At 62.9% G+C, this 20,888-nt stretch carries 18 protein-coding genes and 1 tRNA gene; 12 read left to right on the top strand and 7 right to left on the bottom strand.

Annotation, left to right across the window (positions count from 1 at the left end):
- The 4 genes from KRX12_RS02285 (at position 1) to KRX12_RS02300 (ending at position 5,890) form a co-directional block, all read left to right on the top strand.
- Positions 1-1,041, top strand: a complete 1,041-nt coding sequence (locus KRX12_RS02285) for an ABC transporter permease (protein WP_218365558.1) — start codon at positions 1-3, stop codon at positions 1,039-1,041.
- 3 nt (positions 1,042-1,044) lie between these two features.
- Positions 1,045-3,087, top strand: a complete 2,043-nt coding sequence (locus KRX12_RS02290; RefSeq protein ID WP_218365559.1) for a dipeptide ABC transporter ATP-binding protein — start codon at positions 1,045-1,047, stop codon at positions 3,085-3,087.
- 65 nt (positions 3,088-3,152) lie between these two features.
- Complete coding sequence (locus KRX12_RS02295) at positions 3,153-4,829, top strand: ABC transporter family substrate-binding protein (protein ID WP_218365680.1); 1,677 nt, start codon at positions 3,153-3,155, stop codon at positions 4,827-4,829.
- A gap of 236 nt (positions 4,830-5,065) precedes the next feature.
- On the top strand, positions 5,066-5,890 hold the full coding sequence (locus tag KRX12_RS02300) for a MerR family transcriptional regulator (RefSeq protein WP_218365560.1): 825 nt from the start codon (positions 5,066-5,068) through the stop codon (positions 5,888-5,890).
- A 60-nt stretch (positions 5,891-5,950) separates the two neighbouring features.
- On the opposite strand, the gene KRX12_RS02305 is transcribed toward KRX12_RS02300, so the two are convergent.
- Positions 5,951-6,022, bottom strand: a tRNA-Gly gene (locus tag KRX12_RS02305).
- 100 nt (positions 6,023-6,122) lie between these two features.
- On the opposite strand from KRX12_RS02305, the gene KRX12_RS02310 reads away from it, so the two are divergent.
- Positions 6,123-6,335: an AlpA family transcriptional regulator gene (locus KRX12_RS02310; protein ID WP_151529096.1), complete on the top strand. Its 213-nt coding sequence runs from the start codon at positions 6,123-6,125 to the stop codon at positions 6,333-6,335.
- Between the two features lie 91 nt (positions 6,336-6,426).
- Positions 6,427-7,260 carry a DUF1542 domain-containing protein gene (locus KRX12_RS02315; protein ID WP_218365561.1) on the top strand — a complete coding sequence of 278 codons (834 nt, stop codon included), beginning with the start codon at positions 6,427-6,429 and terminating at the stop codon, positions 7,258-7,260.
- 83 nt (positions 7,261-7,343) lie between these two features.
- Here KRX12_RS02315 and KRX12_RS02320 read toward each other — a convergent pair whose 3' ends face one another.
- On the bottom strand, positions 7,344-7,808 hold the full coding sequence (locus KRX12_RS02320; RefSeq protein ID WP_151529094.1) for a ribose-5-phosphate isomerase: 465 nt from the start codon (positions 7,806-7,808) through the stop codon (positions 7,344-7,346).
- A 36-nt stretch (positions 7,809-7,844) separates the two neighbouring features.
- On the opposite strand from KRX12_RS02320, the gene KRX12_RS02325 reads away from it, so the two are divergent.
- Together KRX12_RS02325 and KRX12_RS02330 are read left to right on the top strand one after the other, a co-directional pair.
- Positions 7,845-8,840 carry a DUF1524 domain-containing protein gene (locus tag KRX12_RS02325; protein WP_370625515.1) on the top strand — a complete coding sequence of 332 codons (996 nt, stop codon included), beginning with the start codon at positions 7,845-7,847 and terminating at the stop codon, positions 8,838-8,840.
- A gap of 151 nt (positions 8,841-8,991) precedes the next feature.
- Entirely contained in the window at positions 8,992-9,327 is a 336-nt protein-coding gene (locus KRX12_RS02330; RefSeq protein ID WP_218365564.1) for a hypothetical protein, read from the top strand.
- A 9-nt stretch (positions 9,328-9,336) separates the two neighbouring features.
- On the opposite strand, the gene KRX12_RS02335 is transcribed toward KRX12_RS02330, so the two are convergent.
- The gene (locus KRX12_RS02335; protein ID WP_218364181.1) at positions 9,337-9,981 is read right to left on the bottom strand and encodes a DsbA family protein; all 645 of its coding nucleotides are present in this window, start codon (positions 9,979-9,981) and stop codon (positions 9,337-9,339) included.
- Positions 9,982-10,090: 109 nt separating this feature from the next.
- Here KRX12_RS02335 and pepN point away from each other — a divergent pair, with 109 nt between their 5' ends.
- The 4 genes from pepN to KRX12_RS02355 all read left to right on the top strand — a co-directional run bounded on the left by pepN (position 10,091) and on the right by KRX12_RS02355 (position 16,297).
- Positions 10,091-12,697 carry an aminopeptidase N gene (gene pepN, locus KRX12_RS02340; RefSeq protein WP_218365565.1) on the top strand — a complete coding sequence of 869 codons (2,607 nt, stop codon included), beginning with the start codon at positions 10,091-10,093 and terminating at the stop codon, positions 12,695-12,697.
- A 188-nt stretch (positions 12,698-12,885) separates the two neighbouring features.
- Positions 12,886-14,160 carry a TIGR04053 family radical SAM/SPASM domain-containing protein gene (locus tag KRX12_RS02345; protein WP_218364375.1) on the top strand — a complete coding sequence of 425 codons (1,275 nt, stop codon included), beginning with the start codon at positions 12,886-12,888 and terminating at the stop codon, positions 14,158-14,160.
- A 220-nt stretch (positions 14,161-14,380) separates the two neighbouring features.
- A complete protein-coding gene (locus KRX12_RS02350) occupies positions 14,381-15,151 on the top strand; it encodes a CPBP family intramembrane glutamic endopeptidase (protein ID WP_218365566.1) in 771 nt (256 codons plus the stop codon).
- 75 nt (positions 15,152-15,226) lie between these two features.
- Positions 15,227-16,297 (top strand): mechanosensitive ion channel family protein, encoded by a 1,071-nt coding sequence (locus KRX12_RS02355; protein ID WP_370625173.1) that lies wholly within the window; start codon positions 15,227-15,229, stop codon positions 16,295-16,297.
- Between the two features lie 40 nt (positions 16,298-16,337).
- Here the strand turns inward: KRX12_RS02355 and KRX12_RS02360 are convergent, their stop codons facing one another.
- From KRX12_RS02360 to KRX12_RS02375, 4 genes are all read right to left on the bottom strand, one after another.
- The gene (locus KRX12_RS02360; protein ID WP_218365567.1) at positions 16,338-17,270 is read right to left on the bottom strand and encodes an alpha/beta hydrolase; all 933 of its coding nucleotides are present in this window, start codon (positions 17,268-17,270) and stop codon (positions 16,338-16,340) included.
- 77 nt (positions 17,271-17,347) lie between these two features.
- Complete coding sequence (locus KRX12_RS02365; RefSeq protein ID WP_218365568.1) at positions 17,348-18,961, bottom strand: ABC transporter ATP-binding protein; 1,614 nt, start codon at positions 18,959-18,961, stop codon at positions 17,348-17,350.
- Positions 18,962-19,852: an ABC transporter permease gene (locus KRX12_RS02370; protein ID WP_218365569.1), complete on the bottom strand. Its 891-nt coding sequence runs from the start codon at positions 19,850-19,852 to the stop codon at positions 18,962-18,964.
- On the bottom strand, positions 19,849-20,886 hold the full coding sequence (locus tag KRX12_RS02375) for an ABC transporter permease (RefSeq protein WP_255550019.1): 1,038 nt from the start codon (positions 20,884-20,886) through the stop codon (positions 19,849-19,851). The genes KRX12_RS02370 and KRX12_RS02375 overlap by 4 nt, the downstream gene beginning before the upstream one ends.
- Positions 20,887-20,888 lie beyond the last annotated feature (2 nt).

Below are 20,888 nucleotides of genomic sequence, written 5' to 3' on the forward strand. Positions count from 1 at the left end.
ATGCGCAAAGAATTCCGAAACAATGGCGCCGATGACTCTGAGGATGTCAACGCCAACGCCCTCCCAACTAATGACTTCACGGCAGCGAGCTCGCCGTCGACGCAGAGCGCCATCGCCTCTGTGACCGAAGAGGAGATCGATAAGGCGCAAACCCAGCTCGAGCACGATCACCTCGCTGGGGGCAAGCCGATTTCGCGCCTCATGCTCTACGCTCGCCGCTTCATGCGGAACAAAATGGCGGTTGTCGGCGCCGTGGTATTCCTTCTTCTCGTTGTCTTTGCCACGGTGGGTCCGCTGACCGCGAAGTACGCCTATGACTTTTCCGACTTCACCGCTCTCGGCGTGCAGCCCAACTCCGATCATTGGTTTGGCACCAGCGCCTCGGGCAATGACCTCTACGCCATGGTGATCCAGGGGTTGCGGCGCTCGCTCGTCATCGCCGTCGTCGTCTCTGTGGCCACCACCGCGCTATCCGCACTGATCGGAACCACCGCTGCCCTTCTTGGTGGACGCCCGGAGAAAGCCATCTTGGGTGTGATTCACTTCCTGCTCGTGGTGCCGACCTTCCTCATCCTCGCCCTCTTGGTCTCCGGATCTGGTGGCGACTGGAAGATCCTGATTGTCGTGCTGATCGCCTTCGGCTGGATGTTCCCCGCCCGTGTCATCTGGTCCATGACCATTTCCGTGCGGGAACGCGAGTACGTTAAGGCGGCCCGCTACATGGGTGTCTCCAATGCCCGCATCGTGGTGCGCCACCTCATTCCAAACATCGGCTCACTGCTGGTTATCAACCTCACGCTGGGAGTGGTCAGCGCCGTGATGAGCGAAACCGGTCTCTCCTTCTTGGGACTCGGTGTGAAGCTGCCCGACGTCTCGCTCGGCACGCTCCTCTCTTCTGGCGCATCGAGCGTTCAGGTCTCGCCATGGGAGTTCTACTTCCCCGCGGCGGTACTCACCCTCCTGACCGTGTCCATGGCGTTCATCGCCGATGGTCTGCGTGACGCCCTCGACCCCAACTCCGCCGCAGCAGGAAAGGCATAACACATGACTACGCCAGTCCTCTCAGTCAAAGACCTTCACGTCGCATTCCCCTCCGAGGCGGGAAACGTCGACGCCGTGCGCGGTGTGTCCTTCGACCTCAAGCCCGGCCAGACACTCGGCATCGTTGGCGAGTCCGGCTCCGGCAAGTCCGTGTCCTCCCTCGCAGTGATGGGGTTGCTCCCGGATTATGCGAAGATCACTGGCTCCGCCACCCTCGGCGGGCGGGAACTCCTCGGCCTCAGCGACACAGAGATGTCCCAGGTCCGAGGCAAAGAGATCGGCATGATCTTCCAGGATCCGCTCTCCGCGCTGACTCCCGTCTTTGATGTGGGAACACAAATTGTGGAGGCCATCCAATGCCACGAGAAGATCTCGAAGGCGCGAGCATGGGACCGTGCCGTCGAACTGCTCGATCTCGTGGGCATTCCGGATCCGAAGCGGCGCGCTAAGGCGTTTCCGCACGAGTTCTCCGGCGGTATGCGGCAGCGTGTGGTGATCGCTATTGCCATCGCAAACAACCCCTCGGTCCTCATTGCCGACGAGCCCACCACGGCTCTCGATGTGACCATCCAGGCGCAGGTGCTGGAGTTGATCAAGAAGGTACAGCAGGAGACCAACGCGGCCACCATCATGATCACCCACGATATGGGCGTGGTCGCGGATATGGCCGATGACGTGATGGTGATGTACGCCGGCCGCCCCGTCGAGCAGGCCCCAGTCCAGGAGCTCTTCGATAACCCGAAGATGCCCTATACCGTGGGATTGTTGGGCTCTATTCCCTCGGCGGCGAAACGCGATTCCTCGTCGTTGACCTCGATCGAGGGAAATCCCCCGATCGCTATCAACCTCCCCGATCAGTGCACCTTCGCGCCGCGCTGCCCCATCGCCACCGAGCAGTGCCTCGAGACCGAACCGAGCCTGCGCAGCATTGCGCCGGGGCATGACGCAGCGTGTGTGCGTAGTCATGAGATTGAGCGCCGGACGATCGACGGCGCAGATATCTTCCCTGCACCACAGATCGCGGAGAACACCCTGGCGCATATCCCCCGCGAAGAGCGCGAGACGGTGCTCGATGTGCAGAACCTGCAGAAAACCTTCCCGCTGATCAAGGGCGCCTTGTTAAAGCGCAGGGTGGGCGATGTGCACGCGGTCAAAGACGTGTCCTTCAATATCCGCGAAGGCGAGTGCTTCGCCATCGTGGGCGAGTCCGGTTCCGGTAAGACCACGACCCTCCTGGAAATCATGGACTTGGCCCCCAGCGAACCAAGCAAGGTGGTCATTAGCGGCAAGGATGTCACCACTCTGAAACGCAAGGAGCGTCGCCTGCTTCGCCGCGACATCCAGATTGTGTTCCAAGATCCGATGGGGTCGCTGGATCCTCGCTTGACCGTGGCGGATATCATTCGCGAGCCGCTCGGCGCTTTGGAGTGGGAGGGAGATAAGAACGAGCGGATCTATGAGCTCATGCGGCTTGTGGGGCTCAACCCCACCCACGTGGATCGCTTCCCCGGCCACTTCTCGGGCGGTCAGCGGCAGCGTATCTCCCTCGCCCGCGCTTTGGCTGCAGAGCCCAAGCTCATCGTGCTGGACGAGCCAGTGTCTGCGCTGGATGTCTCCATCCAGGCCGGCATGCTCAACCTCCTCGATGACCTCAAGGCGCGGCTGGGGGTGAGCTATCTCTTCGTGGCCCACGATCTGTCGGTGGTGCGCCATATTTCCGATCGAGCTGCAGTGATGTATCTGGGCGAGTTCGTGGAGAAGGGCGATACTGACGAGCTCTTCGATAACCCCCGCCACCCCTATACCCAGGCGCTTCTCTCGGCCATTCCGCTTCCCGACCCGGTTGCCCAGCGCAATCGCACGCGGACGCTATTGAAGGATCACCTGCCTTCTCCCACCGAGAAAATCAGCGGCTGCCCCTTCCGCACTCGCTGTCCTCTCTACGAGGAACTCGAGGAGTCGAATCGCACGATCTGCGAATCGACCACTCCTGATCTGCGCCCTGTAGACGGCGCCGATCACTACCAGTCATGTCTCATGCGGTAGTGCCCGGTTGCTTATAACTTCATATTGCCCTAGTTCACATTCCCTCAAGAGAGATGAGTGACACCATGAAATTACACACCCCAACCAAGAAGTTGGTGGCAGTGCTCTCTGCCTCAGCCTTGGCACTCGCTGCCTGCGGGGACGATGGCTCTGGATCCGTGTCCACTACGGATGGAGCTGGGGTCCCGGACGCCGACTTCAATGAGCAAGACCGCGATAACCTCAAGGACGGCGGTACCCTGACCACCGCTATCGGAGAGATCTCCGAGCAGCAAAACCCCTTCCACGCAGACGGCACGTTGTACTCCACCATTATGTGGTCCTGGTACAACCCGATGACCGTCCACTACTCCCCTGAGGGCGAGTGGTCGACCGACCCGAACTACATCCTCGACGTAAAGGAAGAGGAAGAGGACGGCAAGACCAAACTCACCTATGAGATCAACGAGGACGCCACCTTCAACGATGGCACCCCGATTGACTGGCGCGCGTGGGAGACCACGTGGAAGATCAATGAAGGCAAGGACGAGGCCTACACTCCTAGCTCTACTGATGGATACGAGCAGATCACATCGGTGGAAAAGGGCGAGACCGATAAGGAAGCGGTGGTGACCTTCGCGGGCACCTACCCCTGGTGGCAGGGCCTGTTCAACTTCATCGCTCACCCCGAACTGGCAAACCCAGATAACTACAACTCCTATCTGAAGGAAGTGCACCCCGAGTGGGGCGCTGGCCCGTTCAAGATTGAGGATGTGGACTTCCAGAATGGAAATGCCACCTTCGTGCGCAACGAGAAGTGGTGGGGTGACACCGCGAAGCTCGACAAGCGTGTTTTCCGCCAGATGGAGTCCCAGGCAGCGATCAACGCCTTCAAGAATGGCGAGATCGACGCGGTCAGCGCCAGCTCCCGCTCTGACTATGCGGCAGTGAAGGATCTCGCCGACACCGAGATCTATGTGGGACGCGCCCCCAAGAACACCCTCTTCTTGCTCAACGGCGAGTCGGACATTCTCAAGGACATCAAGGTACGTGAGGCCTTCGCTAAGGGCCTGGATCGCGAACAGCTCGCGGATATCTGGTACCAGGGCCTGCCCGCGAAGCTGGAGAACCCCGGTTCCTTCATCTTCTACCCCTTCCAAAAGGATTACGAAGATAACTTCGAGGCTGTCGCCGGCTACCACCCCGAGGAAGCTAAGCAAATCTTGGACGAGGCTGGCTGGACCGAGGGTGCCGACGGCATCCGCGAGAAGGATGGCGAGAAACTGACTCTGCGCTACGTGCTCGTGGGCGAGTCTGACCTCGTGAAGTCCTCCGCGCAGGCTACCCAGCAGATGCTGAAGAATATCGGTATCGACATCTCCATCGACGTCCGTCCGAGCTCTGAGTTCTCCAAGACCCTGCAGAGCAAGAACTACGACATCTTCCCGATGGGCTTTAGCTCGGGCGATCCTTATGGTGTGGCCTACTTCGGCCAGACCTACCGCTCTGACTCGCAGCTGAACCGCTCCAACACCGGCACCCCGGAGCTGGACGAGAAGATCGCGGAGCTGCAGAAGCTGCCGACCCGCGAAGAGCAGATCAAGCGAAGCAATGAGCTGGAGAAGGAAGCACTTGCCCGTTATGGCATCCTTCCGATCAACACCGCTCTCGGTGTCTCCGCCGTCAAGAGCGGCCTGGCCAACGTTGGCCCCATGGCCTTCGGTGACGTGCCGATCGAGAACATCGGCTGGGTCAAGGAGTAACCCACTCAGTCACTGACCTAGCTTGTACATAACAGCGCCGAGCACCAGCTGCTCGGCGCTGTTTCTTATTGCGCTGAAGACCCTCGGGCCGTGATGGATCGAAGGGAGGGAGAATGAACGTGCTCGTGGCGTCGATAAGCGTCTGCTTGCGTATGACGCCGCGTCAACCTCGATGCTGATAGTCGGGCGCACGCATCAGCGGCGCATAGTGAAGATCAAGGAAAGGACACCTGCAGATGGACGAGTTCACCATTGGTGATGTCGCCGAGATTCTGGGGGTGAGTACGCGCACGCTGCGCTATTGGGACCAGATTGGGCTGCTGAGCCCCACCCAACGCACGTGGGCCGATCATCGCCTCTACACCCTCGGCGATGTGCACCGCGGCATGGCAGTGCTGATTTTTCGTTCCACTGGCATGTCTTTGCAGGCAGTGGCGGAGATTATGGACGATCCTTCCGCAATACGCTCTTCCTTGCGCGCGCAACGACGCCATCTCGCCGCCGATGCAGCCCAGCTGCGCGCCCGAGTGCGCGCAGTGGACAACCTAGTGGACTATTTCGTCGAGGAGGACTCAATGTCTGATACACATTCCACCAACCCCACTACCCGCCTAGCGCATGACGCCGCCGCGTGGAAAGCCGAGTGGGAGCGCCATCAGGATGAAGCGGAGCAGCGCTGGTCGCACACCCCAGAATGGTCGGCCAGCCGCACTGCTGCCGAGAACATGGATGAGGCCGGCTGGGCGCACATGAAAAAGAGCATGGACGGCTTTGTCGATGATCTCGTGGCGGCAGCGGAGGCGAAGGTGAGCCCGAGCTCGCCCGCAGCGGCTGCACTGGTCGATCGCCATGCTGAGCTCATCAGCCACTACTACGAGTGCACCCTCGCCAAGCAGGTGCTGCTCGTCCGCATGTACGAAGCTGATGAGCGCTTCGCCTCCTACTATCGCGGTGCCGCACCCTTCCTGCGCGCATGCGTGGAGCAGCAGGCGACCCAGCGCGGCATCGATATCGACGCGGTGGAGTGGGAGGACACACCTCAACCCGACGCCGAGGTATAAACCTGCATAGAAAAATCTCCCGCGGTATCTGTTGGTGATACCGCGGGAGATTCTGTTCAGAGGGAACGACGGGAATCGAACCCGCGTCTTCAGCTTGGAAGGCTGAGGTATTAGCCACTATACGACGTTCCCTTGGTGCTGGGTTATGTTAGCGCATGGATTCCGCACAACGCAAAAAGGGGTGTTTCTTAGTTACCAGACAGAACCAGCGCACTCTGCGTATGCTGGAGGTATGCGCCCCAAAATCATTGATGAAGATACTGGACACGAATTGTGGACTGCGTCTGAATGTGCGGACTACTCCGGCACAGCCCGTGGCACGTTCACCAGTTATGCCACCCGAGGCCGCGCCCCCAAGCCGGTAACGAAGCTCCACGGCCTCACTCTCTGGGATTCCACCGTGGTGCGGGAGTGGGTAGCGGAAAGGTCCGGCTCCTCCAACTAGCCGAAGCGGCACCACTGACTGTCCTGCCGGCACACCCACGGGAACCTCTGAGCCGTTTCCGTCGTTTTCTCCAGTGAACCCTTGTTCAAGGATGCTCTCTGCAGAAAGATTAGGTGAAAACCCAGTGTCAGCTTGGATTTTAATTGCGGTGTCGATTGTCCTCGTTGTGTTTCTCATCAACCGCGTGCAGCAAGGCCAGAACCAGAAGCTCACGCAAACGGACATGGATGATGCCGTGGCAGATGCGCGGCGCTGGATCGAAAGACTCGGCTCCCAAGTGCTGTCGCTGACCGGCTCGGACGCCGCCTCTACCCAGGCGTTGGCGGATGCCTCGGAGCGCTATAACGCCGCCAGCTCGCAGATCTCCACGGCGAATACCCCACAGCAGGCCCGCTTGGCCCGCGAATCCGCCTTGGAGGGCCTGCACTATGTCAATGCTGCCCGCGAGATCATGGATATGCCCGCAGGGCCAGAGTTGCCGCCGCTGGAGGGCCAGCGCGCCGCTGGTAAGGTGACCGAGCCCCGCACCATCCAGCATGAGAACAGCACCATTTCTGCCTCGCCGCACGCTAGCGCGGATACTCCGCACTATTACCCCGGCGGCACTGTCGCAGGCCGCCCCGTTCCAGCCGGCTGGTACTCCACCGCGTGGTGGGGCCCTGCGCTTGCCACCGGTATGTGGACGGCCGGCTCCGTCATGATGTTCTCTGCCTTGTTCTCAGGGATGTCGGGAGTGCACTATGGCGCGGACCAGTTCGCGGATGGCACCGCAGACGGCAGCGACGATTTCGGTGACGCAGGCGATGCGGGCGATGCGGGCGATGCCGGCGACATGGGAGACGGCGCCGATATGGGCGATGACGGCGGCTTCTTCGACGGCGGCGATGGGGGCATTTTCGACGGCGGCTTCGATTTTGATTTCTAGGCCCAGCGCTGCGCCACAGCCCTACTAAGCAGAAAACCCCGAGCATCACGCTCGGGGTTGTTCTGTGTCTTTAGGCCTCTTCTTTAGGCCTCGGGGGCCACGCCGGTCTTTTCGTAGTCGGCGATGATATCGATACGCCGCTGGTGGCGATCCTCTTGGGACCATTCCTGATCGAGGAAGGCATCCACGATAGACAGGGCCTCCTCCTCGGTGTGCATACGGCCGCCGAGGCCGATGAGCTGGGCGTTATTGTGCTCGCGGGCCAAGCGGGCGGTCTCCACCGACCACGCCAGCGCGCAGCGCGCGCCCGGCACCTTATTGGCGGCGATCTGCTCGCCATTACCGGAACCACCGAGGACGATGCCGAGCGAACCCGGATCGTTCACGGTGCGCTGTGCCGCCTCGATACAGAAGGCGGGGTAATCGTCAGCCGCATCGTAGGTGTGAGCACCACAATCGATCACCTCGTGCCCCTTGGACTCGAGGTGGCTTGCAATAATGTTCTTCATGTCGAACCCAGCATGGTCCGCTCCGAGATAAACGCGCATGGCGTTCAGTGTAGACGAAAAGCGAGGTCCTCAGCCGTGAAGAAAACTCTGGCAACACTCTGTGCCGCCCTTGTGCTCGGAGGATGTGCCACCGATACGGAGGTAGAGCACCACTCCACCCCCGCAACGTCCAGCTCTTCCACTACCGAGAGCAGCACAGAGAGTGCACCGGCGACCACCGACAGCACGCCAGAGTCCACCACAGCTGGCGAGCTGCCCGCCGCGGCTGTCGCGGCTGCAGCGCTGCTGGATGAGCTAGAGGTGAAGGGCCGCGCCCCTACCACCGGCTATAGCCGCGAGGAGTTTGGCCAGCGCTGGAGCGATGATGTGACTGTGGAGTATGGCCACAATGGCTGCGATACCCGCAACGATATTCTGCGCCGCGACCTGGTGGAGATCACTCTCAAACCGAATACCCGGGACTGCGTGGTGCTGCGGGGGCAGTTGCTGGATCCCTACACCGGTGAGTGGATGGATTTCGAGCGGGGCGAGCGCTCCGCCGAGATCCAGATCGATCACGTCGTGGCGCTGTCGAATGCGTGGCAGACCGGGGCGCAGCAGCTTAGTCCGGAGGTCCGGCGCAACTTTGCCAATGATCCCCGTAACCTGCTGGCTGTGAGTGGGTGGCAAAACCAGCAAAAAGGGGCTGGGGATGCTGCGACGTGGCTGCCGAAGAACTCCTCGTTCCGTTGTTCTTATGTGCGCTCCCAGATCGAGGTCAAACACGCCTATGCGCTGTGGGTGACCCCGCCGGAGAAAGCGGCGATGGAGCGCATTTTGCAGCAGTGTCCTGCCGGCGATGCACCCCCCACATCTACTGAGCCGCCACAGCCTGCCACCCCACCGGCGCAGGACACCGCGCCGGCCCCAGCGCCAGATCCCACACAGGTTCCCGCTGCCCCGGCCGGTGCGGCCGAGTATGTGCGTAATTGTGCGGAGGCGCGGGCGCGCGGTATAGCACCGTTGCTGCGCGGCCAGCCCGGCTATCGCCCGGGCCTCGATGGCGATAATGACGGCATCGCCTGCGAATAACAGCCGCTTTAGGAGCAGGGGCGGGATGTGCCCCAGACAGGGCCACAGTCCCGTTGTCGTGGGGTTTCTTCCCGCTGCACACGGTGGGTAGTGTTGAGAGAGAACACATCATGTCCCGCTATACGCAGCACAGAGGACGCAGGGAGGATTCATGTTGGCGAGCACGCACGGCCCCAGCGGGGTGCACCATGATCTGTCCTCGATGCATAATCCCGCGCATAGCCTCCCCGCCACTCAAAGGGTGCCGAGTTTCCTCGCAGACGCGAACACCCAGTTTCCCCGCGCGGCGGAGCTATGGGCTGCCGCAGAGCCGGAAGCGGAGCACTCCCCCAGCCCCGCGCCCGCCGTTGCGGATAGTGCCGCTGCAGATAGTGCCGCCGCTGAAGACGATGAGGCTCGGCCCTGGTGGCGAACCATGGCCGGCATCATCGGTATCTTCATCGTGATTAATCTGATCGCCCTTGGCTTTGGCTCGCTGTTCTTCTAAGCGCGCCGCCTAGGCGCGCCCACCGCGCTCGTCGAGCTGCGGCCCTTCGGTGCGGGAACGCTTGAGCTCGAAGAAGTAGGGATAGCCGGCGAGCGTGCAGGAGGCGTCGAATAGCTGTCCTGCTTCTTCGCCGCGCGGCACCCGGGTGAGCACCGGGCCGAAGAAGGCGACATCGCCGAGTTCGATGACGGGGGTGCCCACCTCGTCACCCACTTTGTCCATGGCGCGCTGCTGATAGGCGCGGAGGGCATCATCATTGCTGTCGGTGTGGCCGGCGTCGAGAAGCTCAGCCGGAAGCCCCACCTCAGCGAGGGACGCTGCGATCACCTCGTCGGCGGCATGGTAGCCGCGGACGGTGATCTCCCCACCATGGTGAATGCGGGTACCCATGGCGGTGTAGAGCGCATCGAGTTTCTCTGGGTGCTGCTCTGCCACGGCGACGAAGACGCGGGCAGGCGCCCAGGTGGCCTTCATCATCTCCTTATAGTCCTCGGGCAGCTCATCGCGGCCCTCATTGAGTACTGCCAAGCTCATGGGCTGCCAGGTGACGCTGATATCGCGGACCTGCTCGACCTCCTTGATCCAGCGGGAGGTGATCCAGCAGAAGGGACAGGTGACATCGAAATAGAAAGTAATAGAGCGGGTATTGTTCATGCTCGCCCATGCTAATGCACATCGCGCCACCGCCTCTGCACAGCGCGCATGCAGCAACCACACACCCCGCCGCTCCCGCGATCTGCGTCACGCTACTACTGTGGTGCGCATGACAAGTGTGAACCTAACCAGAGATGAAGCGCGCGCCCGCGCGGCCATGCTAGAGACCGAGCACTATGACATCGCGCTCGATCTGACCACCTCCGAGGAGACCTTCCGCTCCACCACCACAGTGCACTTCACGGTGAAGGAGGCGGGTGATACCTTCATCGATCTCCGCGACGCCCACATCCATTCCGCGTCCCTTGATGGCGAGGACTTCACACCGGAGTATTCCTCCGAGCACGGGCTGCAGCTGAAGCAGCTGAGCGTCGGCGAGCACACCCTCGTGGTCGACGCCGACTGCACCTACTCCCACTCCGGCCAGGGCCTGCACCGCTATGTGGACCCGGCCGATGACAAGGTGTACCTGTACTCCCAGTTCGAGACCGCCGACGCCAAGCGGGTCTATGCCTGCTTCGACCAGCCCGATCTCAAGGCCACCTATCGCCTCAGCGCCATCACCCCGCAGGACTGGGTTGTGATCACCAATGGGGAGACCACCTGCACCGAGTCCGAAGGACAGCGCGTCCACACGGCGGACTTCCCCTATCCGATCTCCACCTATATCGCTGCGGTGTGTGCCGGCCCCTATCACGAGGTACGGGAGACCTGGACGGGCACGCTCACCCACCACCCGGAAACCCCTGCCGATCAGCCCACCGATCTGGAGATCCCGATGGGCCTGTACTGTCGCGCCTCGCTGGCGGACTCGCTGGATGCCGAGCGCATCTTCACCGAGACCCGACAGGGCTTCGATTTCTACCACCGCAACTTCGGCGTCGCCTATCCCTTTGGCAAGTACGACCAAGTGTTTGTGCCCGAGTTCAACATGGGCGCCATGGAAAATGCCGGCTGCGTGACCCACCGCGACGAGTACGTTTTCGACTCCCAGGTGACGCACTACATGTACGAGCGCCGCGCCGATACCATCCTGCACGAGATGGCCCACATGTGGTTCGGCGATCTCGTGACCATGGAATGGTGGGACGACCTGTGGCTCAACGAATCCTTCGCTACCTGGGCCGCGGCGATCTCCCAGGCTGAGGAGACCCGCTATGACACGGCGTGGACCACCTTCGCCTTTGTGGAGAAGTCCTGGGCCTATAGCCAGGACCAGCTGCCCTCGACGCACCCGATCTCCACGGATGCCTCCGATATTGAGACCGTGGAGCAGAACTTCGATGGCATTACCTATGCCAAGGGCGCCTCGGTGCTGAAGCAGCTGCAGGCCTATGTGGGGCGCGAGGAGTTCTTCGCCGGAGTGCGCCGCCACTTCGCGCGCCATGCTTTCGGCAATGCCACCTTCGATGATCTGCTCGCTTCCTTGGAGGAAGCCTCGGGACGAGATCTCTCGGATTGGTCCAGCCAGTGGTTGAAGACCACCGGCATCAACTCCTTCTCGGTGGAGTCCACGAGCAGCGATGGCGTCTACGATTCCTTTGCCATCGTGCAGTCCGGAGCCACCCCCGGCGCTGGCGAGACCCGCACCCACCGCCTTGCCGTGGGCCTCTATAGCCTCCAGGATTCCGCTGTGGTGCGCACCCAGCGCATTGAGCTGGATGTGGACGGCGAGCGCACCGAGGTGACGGATCTCATCGGCGCCCCGGAGGCAGATCTGGTGCTGGTCAATGACGATGATCTCACCTACTGCCTCTATGAAGCCGATGAGCAGAGCTTGGCTTTCATTGGCGAGCATATCGACGCCATCGAGGATTCCATGGCGCGGGCACTGTGCTGGTCGGCCGCCAGCCAGGCCACGCGCGATGGCCGTATGCCGGCCCGCGACTTCCTCGCACTCGTGCAGCGCGGTATCACCTCCGAGACCGAGTTGGCCGTGCTGGAGCGCATCTTGCTGCAGGCGCGCATCACCCTGCGTTCCTACGCCGATCCGGAGTGGGCAGAGCAGGAAGGCAAGCAGGCCTTTGCCCGCACGCTTTTCGACGCCCTCTCGCAGCCCCACGACCTCGCTGCCGGCACCGACGCCCAGCTGCCCTTCTTCAAGGCGCTGGCCCAGGTGGAATTCGGGGAGAAGGAAGCCGCATTCTTCCGCTCCATCCTCGAGGGCACGTGCACGGTGCCGGAGCTGGAGGTGGATAGCAATATCCGCTGGAGCGCCCTGACTGCCCTGATCGCCCGCGGCGATATCGCCGACCCAGAGGCCGCCATCGCCGCAGAGCGCGAGCGCGATGCCACCGGCTCGGGCCAGAAGTCGGCATGGCGGGCCGCGGCGGCCATCAATACCGCGGAGAACAAGGCCCAGGTGTACGAGCGCCTCAGCACCGCGGCCGGCGAGATCTCGAACCTCGAGCTGCGCCACACCCTCGAAGGCTTGCTCTTTGCGGGCTCGGCGCCGAACCTGGAGCAGTTCAACGAGCGTTTCGTTGAGCTCGCCCCGCAGCTGTGGGCCGATCTGCCGAATGAGACCGCCCAGCCGCTGCTCGAGGGCATCTACCCCAGCTGGGATATCAGCGCCGCGGGCATCGAGCGCTCCAAGCAGCTCTTGGATACGGATATTCCGAGCGCTTTGGCCCGCCTGGTGGCAGAAAACGTCGATGCGCAGGAGCGGGCATTGCGTAACCGCGAGGTGGATGCCCGCGCTGGAGAGCAGCGATAAAAACTGCCAATCTTAGGCGCCACTAAGCAGAGGGTGGCCAATATCTCCCAGCTCAGGGGCCGTTTCTGTTGGCGCGGCCCGGCTGTGCTGTCTTAATCTGGAAGGTGCCTGTGCTTTCCGGGCGCTGACGCTGCTCGGAGGGCACGATCGCCGAAGATGAGAGGGAGCTCAGCACTGTGAAGCATCGCATGCCGGTTGTGCGCACGGTCCGCCACGACATCAACCAGAAGCCGTTCATTGTTATCTGGGAGGTCACCCGCGCCTGCGCCTTGGTGTGCAAGCATTGCCGCGCCGATGCCCAGCATCACGCCGCCCCTGGCCAGCTCAGCACGGCCGAGGGCAAGGCACTGCTGGAGCGCCTCGCCGCCTATGAGCATCCCCGCCCCTTGGTGGTGCTCACCGGCGGGGATCCTTTTGAGCGCGATGATTTGGTCGAGCTCACCGCCTATGGCACCTCCCTCGGCCTGAGCATCTCGCTCTCGCCCTCGGTCACCCCGAAGCTCACCCGCGAGCGCATTAGCGCGCTGCGCGAGGCGGGCGGCAAGGCCATGTCCATGTCGCTCGATGGTGCTTTCCCGGAGACGCATGACGCCTTCCGTGGCTTCTCCGGCACCTTCGAAAAGACCGTCGAGATGGCCCCCATCATTAATGAGCTGGGCTATCGTTTGCAGATCAATTCCACGCTCACGAAGTCCAATATTCACGAGGCCCCGCACCTGCTCAAGCGGGTGATCGATATGGGGGCGAAGATGTGGTACGTCTTCTTCCTCGTGCCCACTGGCCGCGGCGCCGCGCTGAACTCGCTTTCGCCCCAGGAGCGCGAAGACGCCCTGCACTGGCTGCATGATGTGTCTAATCGCATCGCCATTAAGACCACAGAGGCGCCGCAGTACCGGCGCGTGGTGCTGCAGGCCCAGCAGGCCAAGGAGGAGGGACGCCCCGGTTATGAGGGTGGCCCGTTGTATCGCGAGCTCACCGAGCTCACCACCGAGCTTCTTGGCGAGCACCCCGCCGCTCCGCGTCGTCCCCGCGCCCCGATGGCAGTGAACTCCGGCTCTGGTTTCGCTTTCGTGGACCATGTGGGCGATGTGTACCCGAGCGGCTTTTTGCCCATGCACTGCGGCAATGTGAAAGAACGCGACTTCCAGGATATTTACGCCAACTCTCCGGCCTTTCAGGCGTTGCGCGATCCCGACCACTGGCACGGCAAGTGCTCGGTCTGTGATTTCCACTCTGTCTGCGGCGGGTCGCGTTCCACCGCCTATGCCCTCACCGGCGACTACCGCGCCTCCGATCCCACCTGCGCCTATATTCCGCCGGCGTGGGCGGCGGAGCATCCCCACGATTGCGGCGTGGATCGGGCAGCACTGGAGAAGCTCATCGGCGCCGAGGCGCTCCGCAGCTACTCCCCCGCCCACACCACGGAGGCCGCTGCCGAGCTCGCAGCGTCCGCAACGCCCTAAGAAGCGGAGAGATCTTTCTCACAGATCTCCTGAGACTACGCTAAAGACATCCCATGTCTCATGGGGCTATGGGTCTCCTTTATAAGGAAGCCCTAAAAAAGTCACTTTTCGGCCACTAATGGATTCAGTGTGCATTGGGAATGCGTCATGCTCTCCCGCTACAAATAGTTTCCACCAGGGTTGCCCATCCCGTGCGACCCCCGTGCCTGGAAAGGACACCATGAAGACACTCTCGCAGCGCCCACTCATCTCGTGCCTCGGCGTTGTCGTTATTGCCATTCTCAGCCTCCACTTCGGAGGTGTCGTCGCCGGCAACCCAGACATCAATACCGCACCAGCCCTGTTCGCCTATGTCATTCCGCTCATCGTGGCGCTGGGCGGGCTGTGGTGGCTGAAACTCGGCAGCCTTGTCTCCCCCTCCGGCTTCCACCCCAAGGACCTGCTGCGCCTGGGCTGGCCCCTCTTCGCTGTATCGGCCGTGTTCTTCACGGTGAACTTCCTGTTCATGGAGGAGCCCACCGCGCAGCAAAGCGAGGGCGCCATGAAGCGGCTGATGTTCCTTGTGCTCATCATGGCGGCCACGGCCTTCTTTGAGGAAGTCATCTTCCGCGGCATCGTCCTGCAGATCCTGCTCAAGAACACCTCGATCTCGCAGACCCGCGCCGTCATCCTCGCGGCCGTGATCTTCGGCCTCACCCACCTTGCCAACCTCACCCGCCACCCCGAGCTGATCGTCGGCACCGCCAGCCAGGTGTTCTACACCTTCTCGCTGGGTATCTTCCTCGGTGCGGTCATGCTGCGCACGAAAAACCTGTGGGTGCCCGCCATCGGCCACATGATCTTCAACGTCTTGGGCAGCTACACCACCATCTATGTCCTGCCGGGCACGCCCGTCGCGGACGCCTCGATCTTCGCGGCTATCCTGCAGCTGGTGTTGGTCTCTCCGCTGCTCATCATCGGTCTGCGCTGGCTGAAAAAGTCCCAAAGCTAGCACCGCGCAGCATCTCTGCTGAACCAGCGTCGGCCATCTGGTGTTCTATGAATACCTCCCCTATGGTGGTTCGACGTGAACACAGAAATATTCTCTCTCAGCTCTCATGCCCTGCCCGCCGATACCTTCGTGCGGGCAGCGGTGACATCTACGGTAGATAACACTGTCGAATCCATCGGCTCGTGGTGGGAACAGCCGCTCGTGCAGGAGTGGCTCATTTCCAAGCCGATCCACATCGTCATCATTATTCTCGTGGCGATCGCCCTGAACTATTTCCTGCGCAAGCTCATCACTAAGGTCTCGGAGAACGCCGCCGCCAGTGATAAGCGCTCGAAGATCGGTTTTGGTACCGCGCACAATGATCCCGTCGCGGAGGAAGATGATCCGAAAAAGGCCGAGCTGCTGCGCCAACAGCTTGCCGCCCAGGATAAAGCCCGAGCGCAGCGTCGTGAAGCGCGCATGATGACTCTCGCCACGGTGGGACGCTCGGCCGTGTCCATCGTGGTGTGGGTGTGGGCGGCGCTCGCGATCCTCGATGAGGTGGGCGTGAATGTGACCCCGCTGATCGCCTCCGCTGGTGTTGTGGGTGTGGCCCTCGGCTTCGGCGCCCAGGCGCTGGTCAAGGACTTCCTCTCCGGCATCTTCATGATGATCGAGGACCAGTACGGCGTGGGCGATACCATCTCCGTCGGCGATGTCGCCGGCGATGTGGAGGATGTGTCGCTGCGTGTAACCACCGTGCGCGATGTGGACGGTGTGCTCTGGTTCGTGCGCAATGGCGAGATTCTCTCGGTGGGTAACTACTCCCAGGGCTACTCCATCGCGCGAATCGAAATCCCCGTGTCGCTGTCCGCGGATGTGGATGCGGCGCAAAAGACCATCTTCGACACCGTGCAGCGCTCCGCTGCCGCCGAGGAATACCGCGCCGATATTCTGGGCGATCCGGAGCTGGCGGGCATCTCCAAGTTCAATGTGGACCACATGGTGGTGCGCGTGAATATCAAGGTGATGCCGGCGCAGAAGTGGGCGGTGGAGCGCGCCATGACGGCCGAGATCATGAAGGCCATGCACGCCGCCGATATCCACGCCCCCTACCGCTTCGGTTATGGCTTCGGCACGCCCGGCGCGCCGGCGGGCCTGGATTAACCGACCCGGCTCTCCTCCAGCCGTGGCCGAGCGCCACGGTTTAGCAGAGAGTAGTGATCCACAGCAGCAGGTCTTCATAGACCTGCTGCTTATTTGTTTCCTGCAGGATTTCGTGCCGCTTGCCCGGATACACCACGGCGCTGACGCGATCGACTCCCGCCGCGTCATAGCGATTGGCCACCTGGGTGGCGCCGCTCGCCCCGCCCACTGGGTCCTTGGCCCCCGAGACCACCAGAATGGGCAGGTCGCGTGGGGTGGCGCTAAAGGTGGCGCGGGTATTTACTCGCCTATGGGCGCTGAGGAAATCGGCGAAGAATTGATTGGTGGGCACGAAGCCACACAGCGGATCGGCGCGATAGCTATCTACCACCGCGGGATCGGAACAGAGCCAGTCCACATTGGTGCGGCGCTCGAAGCCCTTGTTATAGCCGGCAAAGACCAGGGTATTAAGCAGGTGCGCTGTGCACCGCGGTTTCCGCGCGGCCAGGGCAGAGGCCAGAAGCAGGCCCGGGGAGGCGTAGCACGGCCACCGACCGGTGCCCACCAGAATCGCCCCCGCGAGGGGCTGATAGCCGCGGGTGAGATAGTCGCGGGTGGCGAAAGACCCCATGGAGTGGCCGAGCATAATCCACGGCACATCCGGATAGGTGCGCTGGAAATGCGTGCGCACCAAGGAGATATCCTCCACCACGCGCGACCAGCCATTCTCATCCGCGAAGTGGCCGAGCGGGCCGTTGGTGACGGCCTCGGGTCCGTGGCCGCGATGATCATGGGCCACCACCGCAATATCGTTGCTATTCAGAAACTGCGCCAGCTCATCGTAGCGGCCTGCGTGTTCGGCCATGCCATGCACGATCTGCACCACCTGGCGCGGCTTGGCCACCGGCCAGTGATAGGTGCGGGTTCTGATTCCATCGTGAGTGATCACACCGTTGATCATTGGGTTCTCTCGCCACACATCCTTGTTCTTCACACGTGCTGCGCTTATCGACGCTGCCCTCGAGTGTTTAAGCCTAGCCGCTGCAGCACACCTGGTGCTGCTAGCGCGGCTTAAATCACGTAGTGCACATAGCGCTGCTCCTCCAAACGGGCGCGGAGCACCCGCCCGGGAATGGCGTGCACCAGCCGGCGGGTGAACTCATCGGAGGGGTTGTCGAATACCTCGGCCACCGGCCCATAGTCCACCTGGCGTCCGCGTTGCATCACCGACACCGTGGAGGAAATGGCGCGCACGACCGCGAGGTCGTGGGAAATAAACACATAGGTCAGCCCCAGCTCCTCTTGGAGATCGTGCAAGGTCTCCAGAATCTGGGCCTGCACCGTCACATCGAGTGCGGAGACTGCCTCATCGAGCACGATGAGCTCGGGGCGCACCACGAGGGCGCGGGCGATCGCGGCGCGTTGCAGCTGCCCGCCGGAGAGTTCCCGCGGGCGGCGGGACGCCAAGGCGGGATCGAGGTGCACCTTGCTGAAGGCCTCCTCTACGTGTTCCTGCCGCTCGCGGCGGCGGCGCACGTGCCCGAAGTTGCGCAGCGGCTCCGCCACTGACTCCCCTAGGCTCAACCGCGGGTCGAAGGAGGAATAGGGGTTTTGATAGACCAGCTGCACCCGGCGGCGCAGCGCGCGCACCTGCGCGGGCGAGGCATCGCTAAGCGAGGTATCCCCGAGCAGCACCTGGCCCGACGAGGGGGTGTGGAACATGGAGATGATGCGCCCGATCGTGGTTTTCCCCGAGCCCGACTCGCCCACCAGCCCGTGCGTGGTGCCGCGGCCGACCTCGAAGGAGACATCATCCACGGCCGTCACTCCTGGAAAGCTCTTCGAGAGCCGCTCCACGCGCAGCAAGGGGGAGGTCTCTGTCGGCTCTACTGCCACGGGCGTGGTGGGGCTATTCAGCGAGGGAGCATGGGAGATGAGCCGCTGGGTGTAGTCCTCCCGCGGGGCGCCCATCACTCGCGCGGAGGTGCCGGACTCCACCACCTGTCCCTTATTCATCACCATGATGCGATCCGCGCGATCGCCCGCCACCGCGAGATCGTGGGTAATGAGCAGCACCCCGGCCCCGAGTTCGCGGGTCATCTCGGCCAGCACATCGAGCACCACATCCTGCACCGTCACATCCAGCGCCGAGGTGGGTTCATCGGCGATGATCAGCTCCGGTTCGCCGGCGATGGCGGCAGCGATGAGCGCGCGCTGGCGCAACCCGCCCGAGAGCTCGTGCGGGTATTGGCCATAGCGCAGCTCGGGTCGATCCACCCCCACCTTGTCCAAGAGCTCCACCACCCGCTGCCGAGTGGCGCCGCGCGGATTATGAATAGCAATCGCCTCGGCGATCGTTTCGCCGATGGTGTGCACCGGGTTGAAGGAATTAGTGGGATCCTGCGGCACCAATCCGATGCGTCGGCCGCGGATGGTGCGGAGGAAACGCTCCTCACGCCCCACGAGCTCTTCCCCGCGAAGGGTGATCGAGCCATGGGTGATGCGGGCGTTATCCCCTAAAAGCCCCACGATGGCCTGCGCCGTGGTGGTTTTACCGGAGCCGGACTCGCCCACGATGGCCAGGGTTTCGCCGGCCTGCAGGGTGGCGTCGATAAGCGAAATGGCGGGGGTGTCCCCATAGGAGACGCTGAGGCCATCGATGGAAAGAAGCGGAGTAGCAGACATCTAGATCGCAACCTTTCTGTGCACGAGTCGGCTGAGCCGGGTGACGGCGAGCACCGTGAACACCACGATGAGGCCAGGAAGGACGGTGAGCCACCACGCGGTGACCACATAGTCGCGGCCGTCGGCGACGAGCAGACCCCACTCGGGCGTGGGTGGGGTGGCGCCATAGCCGAGGAAGCCCAGGGTGGAGATTTGGAGGATGGCGCTGCCGAATTGCAGCGCCGCCAGGGCGATCACTGGGGTGAGCGAGTTGGGCAGAACATGCCGGAGCAAGACGCGGGGAAAATTCGCCCCCGCCCCGAAGGCGGCCTCCACATAGTCGGCCTGCATCACGCTCAGCACCTGCGAGCGGGCGAGGCGGGCGAACATGGCCACGGTGGTCACGCCCACCGCGATCGAGGCGTTGATCGTGCCGAAGCCCACGATAATGATGATGGACAGGCTCAATAGCAGAGCCGGGATGGCCAGCAGCACATCCACCACGCGCATGAGCACAGTTTCGACCCAGCCGCCGCGGGCGCCGGCGAGCACGCCGATGGCGGTGCCGACGATCACGCCCACGAGCACGGCGATCAACGCCCCCGCCAGGGAATGACGGGCGCCGTAGACCACGCGGGCGTAGACATCACGGCCGGTGGCGTCGGTGCCAAACCAGTGCTCCGCCGAGGGCGGCTGCAGCGACTGCGGGGTTACTGCCAGCGGGTCGGCCTGCGCGAAGATCCCCGGCAGGGCGGCCCAACTGATCATGAGCAGCAGGAATATACCGGCGAGCGCCGTGCTGAGTGTGCTCGCGCCGCGGGCCACCACGCGGGCCACATCGGCGGTGGACGAGGACTGACTCGGGGCGGCGGCGCTATCGGCTGCGGGGTGCTGGGCGGTGATCGTCGTCATCGTGTCTCCTCTTCGGTGGCGGCGGCGGTGGCGGGGGCGGTGCCGGCCGCGACGGTGGCGGGCGCAGCAAGGGGCTCTGCGGCGGGTCCGGTGCGGGCAGTGCGCACCGTGCGCAGGCGTGGATCAAGCAGCGGGTAGCACAGATCCACGATGAGGTTGATCAGCACGAACAACGCCGCGGCGAGCACCACGATGGCCATGAGTACAGGGGTGTCGCGATTGGATACCGCGTTCACGGTGAGCGCCCCGATCCCGGCCCGGCCAAAGACGGCCTCGGTCACCACCGAGCCGCCGATGAGCTCGCCGAAGATCATGCCGGCGATGGTGAGGGTGGGAAGCAGCGCATTGCGCATGATGCCGCGCCACAACACCCACCGCTCGGTGGCACCGCGGGCGCGCAGCACGGTGACAAAGGGGCTGGACTCCACCTCATCGATGGAACGGATGAGCACCTGCGCCAGCGGCGCGGCCACGGGAATGGAGAGGGTAATCACCGGCAACACCAGCTCCTGCAGGGCGGAACCGCCGATCACGGGGATGATGGCGAAGCGGAAACTCAGCAACTGGATGAGCACGATGCCGACGAAGAAGGTGGGGGTAGAGGCAAAAAGCGGCGGCAGCGATCCGGCCAGCGCCCGCAGCCAGCGGAAGGGGCCGAAGGTGGCGGCGGTGGCGATGAGCACCGCCAGCACCACGCCGAGAAGAAAGCCGCTGATAGCCAGAGCCAGGGTGTGCGGCAGGGCCTCGTCCAAGAGGGTGGACACGGCACTGCCTTGGGCCACCGAGGTGCCGAAGTTGCCCGTGAGATAGCCGCCGAGGAGCACGAAGAACTGCACCACCAGGGGCTTATCCGCGCCATAGGAGCGGCGAATCTCCTCCACCTGCTCCGGCGAGAGACCGAGCTCGGGGCTGGCATAGCGGGCCTCGATGGCATCGCCGGGCAAGGCGGCGAGCAGCACGAAGGCGGTGATGAACACCAGCAGTATCACGGTGAAGGCTTGCAGGATGCGCGATAACACAGCAGAGCGAGTCATGA

The sequence above is a fragment of the Corynebacterium sp. TAE3-ERU2 genome (assembly GCF_019209955.1).
GTDB classification, from domain to species: Bacteria; Actinomycetota; Actinomycetes; order Mycobacteriales; family Mycobacteriaceae; genus Corynebacterium; species Corynebacterium megadyptis.